Below are 5,929 nucleotides of genomic sequence, written 5' to 3' on the forward strand. Positions count from 1 at the left end.
GCCATTTCGGCTCCAAAGTCTCGCCACATAAGGCTCACCGGATTATTCAGGTCCGACTCAATAGTCAGCTGTTGGATCAAGCCATTCCCTCCTCTTCCAGCATGGCGCCGACACGTTGGCATCGTTTAGTACAAGGCAGCGGAAATAGTATCGGAGGCGTTGACGGTCCGTCATCAACCAACCGGCATCTGGGTGGATTTCAGGCGTCCACCTTGTAGACGAGCCAGCATGGCTTTCCCGCAATAAGGGACCTGCTATGCTGAAGTCCCGAAGACGAACGATCTGACCGATGAAGCAGAACCCGAATCCCGCAGTGGCAAAGGTGCTCAAGCGCCTGCATTACCCGCTTGACGTAATCCTTCTCTGCGTGAACAGGTTCTCGACGGCGTACGCTACAGCCTCTCCTTAGACTTCCGAGGTCACGAATTGGGTGTTAATCACGGCTTCGACCAGCGTAACTCCATTGGGGGTAAGGGTTACAACATCCCTATCGATTGTTATCAGCGCTTTATCAACTAGCGTTCTGAGCGTGGGGCGAATAATAGGGTTGTCGAAGAAGCTTTTGCCTTCAAAACGCTGTCTGAACACGTTGTCACTCACCGGAACCAGTGTGGAGAGGGCCATTTTAAAAGCGTTCACTTCGCGCTGATATGGTGAGACTCCCCGGCTTTCCTCAATGGGCAGATAGTTTTCATCCAGAGCTTCCTTGTATTTTCTGTAGCTGGTGATGTTGATGGCCTCGGCCCGGGCACATTTCGAGCTGCCCCCGAGACCGATCGCCACCTCCGGGTACTGTTTATCGAGGTCGGTCACTAGCCCTTTCCACTTCTCCGGATGCTGATGGTTCCGGTGAAAGTATGTAGTCGGATGTTCGAGATATCCGGACGAAAGGTGCTTCTCGATTAACTCGCGCATCTGATATTGCTTACCCAGCCCCGGGAAGTTCATCTTACGAAGGTTAATAATCCCCCCTTTTTTTTGCCATAGACTTTCTCGCTCCCCGGAAACACCGGTACGTTTTTTCAGAAGCGTTTCCATGTGTAGCTTGGTGCAGACCACGTGGGAAAGATCCAGTTCGAGAATTTTCTCGATGTCGTATTTCACATCGTCAACGCTCTGGCCGAGCATGCCGTAGATAAGGTCGACGCTGACCCAGTCGAAGCCGATTTCGCGCGCGTTAAAAATTGCATCCAAGCACTGTTCGGCGGAATGCATACGCCCGCACGCCGAGATAATACGGTCGTCGAGGGCTTGGGCACCAAAACTGATTTTGGTAAAGCCCAACTCTTTTAACAGTTGGAGGTATTGCTTGGTCAGCGTACCCGGCTCGCCTTCAAAGCGAATGGTAGCAACAGAAAAGTTAAAATGGCCTTGATAAAAATCCATCAGGCGCCGCAGCTCAGGCTCAGGAAGCAGCGATGGCGTGCCACCGAAGATGTTGAATTCGCCGACTTCTGCATGTGCGAGACACGGAACGTTCTGAAGCCACATAGTGGCCTCTTTGATGTTGTAAGCCACCAAATCCCGGAACACTGCCTGTGACGAAATGGCCTGTGGATTCAGAGTGATCGTCGGGTACTGACAGAAATGGCAGCGGTAGCGGCAAGTTGGGATATATGCCCAAAGATGAATCTGTTTTGCCTGTTTGATATCACGCTCCATGTCATCAAAGAAGGCGCCGAGTGGATAACTACAGATATCGCCAGGGAAAACGTGGCAACCGAACGGATCTTTAAAGACATACTCCAGAAATGCGGTGTTCTCTGGACGGGAGAGAAAATCATGCACTCGCGGCACAGGATAATTCGTATCGATAGCATTTAGCGAGTTCAGAATTTCGTTATTCATCAGAATACCCCGCCGTTAGCGAAGTAGTTGTGCGCTTCGCCAGACTCACGGTCTTCACAAAAATAGTAGACAAAGCGCTCGAAATCCTCGGGTTTGACCACATCAAAACACTCCGGCAACGGCGGCGGGAAACCGATATCGTCACCAATGGCGCGGCGCATGGCACAGAAAATTTCATCACGGAACTCGAAATAGAGACGATAGGCTGGGGTTTTGTAGGCGTGGATCGGTTTGAAGTCGATGATTCTTGAATCGCGCATAATTTCATGGATACGCTGATACAGACAGTCAGCCACTGGCCCGGTAAAAAAATGACGCACGGTGATGTCATCCAGCAAAATCTGTGGATTGAGCAGCGCCGGCAACACAATGTTTTTGGGAACGTAGTCTTTAATGGAGTAGCACCAGACCTGCTGCGACTGTGCGGGAGTAGTATCGGACAGCGTTGACCATTGCTTTTCCTCCCCCGGACGTACATCTTTCATGATGATGATGCCGTCCTGCCCATAGGCAGTACCGCTGATTACTTCGTCTAGCATTGTATCGACGCGACGACTGTTAATTTCCACACGGGAATCCCGGGCGTAAACTGGCTTGCCGCCCTCGGCGATTACCCGGATTCCAAAGTCCCAGTCGTCCGAGAGGTGTTCTACAAAGCGGCCGTTGCTCAGCTGATAGAAAATTTCGATACCTCCCACTTTGTCGTACAGAGTCCGCTCAACGGCAAAACCCTTGCCGTCGGGAAAACCGCCGAAGAGCGAAAACGACACCTCCCGGCAGCGCAGGGTTTTTTGGATTTCCCGGAAAAGGTTGGGACGATTGCGGAATGCTTCTTCGTTGTAGTAGTAGTTGCAGGTGCCAATATCCCCGTTTTCCTCTACCATCTTTTCAATCAGCGCATGCAGCCAGTAAGGGTCTACGATGCAGTCAGCATCGGCGGAAACAATGTAGTGTTTTTTCTGAGCCCCTAGGTGGCTGTCACGGGCTTTTGAACGCACAGACGCGTAATCCATGCCGCGTTTTCTTGCAGACGAGACGCCTTGAATGGACTCGTGAATAAGAAAAATATCCAGGGATCGGTTTTGAAATTTGAAAGTGTTAATTTTGTCAACGGAGTCGTCCGTGGAATTATTATCCACAAAAATCAGCTCATAGCCATCATGAGCAATCAGGCCGTCATGCGTTTTTTGGTTGAATAGGGAGAGCAACACCTCTCGGATACGATCGGTTTCGTTGTAAACTGGCACCACAACAGATACAACAACTGTATCGCGCATTCTTTCTTCATGGCAAGTCAAGTCCAGGATATTGGCTGAATTATCAGAAAGCAGCCGCTTGCCAATAAAAAAATTCCTCCGAGCAATGTCATTCATCAATTTTCTATTATTGATGAGCAGATACAAGTCTTTAACAAATGCTTCATCAGGCAAGCAATCATTCTCTTCCGATATCTTCAAAACGGGAGCTTCAAAGCCGTACTGACCATAAACCTCCCAATAATATTCGTAGCTGGTAGTAATGTAGCAGCGTCTGTTGCTGATCGCCTCGCCAACTGGATTTCCATAGCTGTCGTAATCCCACGAAGTAAGAAAAGAAACGAGATCGCAGGAGTAATATAAATCCTCAATTGTAGTCGCATCGCCCACTGAAAGCATGGATTTGTGCGAAAGTGGGCCGACAAACTTTATAAATGACTCAACGCTTAACTTTTTGGCTAGTGTATTCAACTCTTGATAGTAAGGACGGTTTTCATCAGGATCGCCCGCCACAAACAAAAAAACTTTTCTATCGATATCATTTTGACTGAAAAGTTGATTTAGCCGATTAAGCAAATAAATATCCCGATCCAAACGCTTTTGCGGAATAATGCGAGTGGTGCGGGCGATCACAATGTCGCTATCGCGGATAAAGAAATTTTCTCTGATACTATCATATCTACCATGCTCGGTGAAATCGTAGGTATTTTTTTTAACCATTACTTCCACATCGTAATCACACCACTCTTCCAGCTTTTTTTTCAGGTGGTTATTGAGTGTAACGTATGTTATATGCTTGGATCTAACGGGCTTGATGGCATGAGGATAAGGCGCTGCGCCGTATTTCATCGCGTTTTTTTCACTGCTCCACATTAGATCGTGGTCGCGCCAGATGACGAAATTTCCTAGGCAATGACATTCGCCGTAAATTTTGATCGCCGTATAAAGCGCTTTGGTATATATGATATTTTCCGGAAGCGTACCATTCTCAACAATCACATAACTGATACTTAGCTTATCCCATAGCTGAACGATTCGATGTGCTAGTCGCAGAGAAGATTCGTTGATTGCAAGCAGGAGTTCTTCCTGCTCTCTGGAAGAAACCGGCGGAACTCGACCCATCAGAACATTGTGCGAATGCGTCAAGAAATCGACATTGTAGTGGGGAAGAGAGTCGATATCTTCAATACGAACCAAATCGAATATATCGCTGTAAATCTCATATTCCTTATCGTAAGGTTTGCCGAATTTTCCTTTATCTATCTTTATATCGTAGCCGAGGTCAAGATAAGATTTAATCTGATGGCGCGCAAGATTTTTCGCCATTTTTGACGCTTCAACTGTGATGCCTGACACGGCGACGGCGTCAAATGATATAAATATGGCCGCCGCCGGATGCATATCTTTACGATACATTCCGAATCACCCTAAAACAATTTGCGAATACGAATCATGATCGCGACCAGAAAACCATCCACTTTCGACACAGGGTCGCCGTGGCTGCGAGCGCGATTTCCGACAGTGCTTCATGGCGTGGTGGGCCTTCGAACAATGATACTTGCGTTGGAAAACAGCGTTGGCACCCCCCCTTTTTTTTGACCTGCGTAAACAAAGGCAGGAAAGCCTTCATGCAACCGCATTGCCGATGGCGTTGAGCACATCGGAGCAGAACAAAGGTTTGATGAGTGGCTGCAAAGCAGCGACGAATCCGTCCAGATCCAATTCCAGAAGAGGCATGCGGCGTGCCAGCATGAGCCGCGGAAAGGTTTCTACGCACCATCTCGAGGACTGCATGTGAAAGCCGTAGACGGGACCCCTCTACGTGCGGATATCACGCCGGCTGTCTGGACGTTAGTTTTCCGACAAATCGTTCGCTTTGTAATCAATTTGCGCAGACAAACGTCATGACTCTAGCGGCCGGCCGAGTCGCTCTGTCTGAGATCGTCTGGCAGAGGGGGCCGCGCAAAATCGGACAGCGGGATAACGCAGTATGACTTTAGGTGAGTAGCCCACGGGAATCGCACCCGCAGGCCCTCGCAGGTAGGGTCGAGAGCTGGCGCGCGCACGGTAGCCCCCGGCGGCTTCTCCCTCGCTTTCGCGTTGGGCCTCAATCCGGTTGCCATGGCCACGTTTCCAGCTCCCGCCACGTCAAACGCAGCATGCGGTTTTCCCGCACTACGCTTTCCTGTCTGCTTCACGTCAAGGTTTATGGGGCCTATCATGCCGGTGACGCTTTCAATCGGCAGCACGACGAACCCGGTAGCCGTTGAACAGCTTCAGTTCGTCATATAGCCAGCACCTACTCCACGTCTTCCAGCCGAAGCCCCGACGATTCCGGGATCGACCCATGTGGCGTCGAATCTTCTTTTCGACCCAGTCCTTGATGAAGCTGAAGCACTCGCTGGAGTGTCCAACAGCGAAGTAATTCACCCAGCCGCGCAGCACCGGGTTGATCAGTTGCACTACCCGATCCACCGGCTGCGACTGGTATCGCCGGAACACCTCCTTGAGCTTGCGCAATAACTCCGTGCGTTTCTTCAACTTGGGCGTATAGCGCGCTCGCCACACCTGTCGTCCGATACTGCGCAGGCGTCGGAAGTCAAACCCCAGGAAGCCGAAGCTTTCCGCGCGGTCCAGATCCACGGTGCGACTCTTCTCTTCATTAACCTCGACCTGTAGTTTGGCAAATTCTTCCCGAAGGCGCCGGCTTACCATCCGCAACAACCACGCATTGCGCGGGTGAGCATCGATCAGCACGACCAGATCGTCAGCGAATCGGGCCTACTCGACGTAGGTGTACTTCCCGCTGCGCGTTGAGCCTTTCA

The 5,929-nt window shown here is 50.2% G+C and carries 4 protein-coding genes and 1 pseudogene; 2 read left to right on the top strand and 3 right to left on the bottom strand.

Going from position 1 to position 5,929, the window contains the following annotated elements:
* Positions 1-218, top strand: a 218-nt coding sequence (locus BMI01S_RS42710) for a hypothetical protein (protein ID WP_218002770.1), incomplete at its 5' end; no start/stop codon positions are given.
* 71 nt (positions 219-289) lie between these two features.
* Positions 290-391 (top strand): annotated as a pseudogene (locus tag BMI01S_RS42485) (IS6 family transposase); the annotation flags it as partial.
* A gap of 14 nt (positions 392-405) precedes the next feature.
* Here the strand turns inward: BMI01S_RS42485 and BMI01S_RS35590 are convergent.
* The 3 genes from BMI01S_RS35590 to BMI01S_RS35600 all read right to left on the bottom strand — a co-directional run bounded on the left by BMI01S_RS35590 (position 406) and on the right by BMI01S_RS35600 (position 5,861).
* Positions 406-1,848, bottom strand: coding sequence for a radical SAM protein (locus BMI01S_RS35590; RefSeq protein ID WP_028232975.1), 1,443 nt, complete (start codon positions 1,846-1,848; stop codon positions 406-408).
* On the bottom strand, positions 1,848-4,520 hold the full coding sequence (locus BMI01S_RS35595; protein ID WP_042292649.1) for a glycosyltransferase: 2,673 nt from the start codon (positions 4,518-4,520) through the stop codon (positions 1,848-1,850). The genes BMI01S_RS35590 and BMI01S_RS35595 overlap by 1 nt, the downstream gene beginning before the upstream one ends.
* Positions 4,521-5,339: 819 nt before the next feature.
* The gene (locus tag BMI01S_RS35600; protein WP_208461024.1) at positions 5,340-5,861 is read right to left on the bottom strand and encodes a group II intron maturase-specific domain-containing protein; all 522 of its coding nucleotides are present in this window, start codon (positions 5,859-5,861) and stop codon (positions 5,340-5,342) included.
* Between the last annotated feature and the right edge of the window lie 68 nt (positions 5,862-5,929).

The sequence above is a fragment of the Paraburkholderia mimosarum LMG 23256 = NBRC 106338 genome (assembly GCF_000739815.1).
GTDB classification, from domain to species: Bacteria; Pseudomonadota; Gammaproteobacteria; order Burkholderiales; family Burkholderiaceae; genus Paraburkholderia; species Paraburkholderia mimosarum.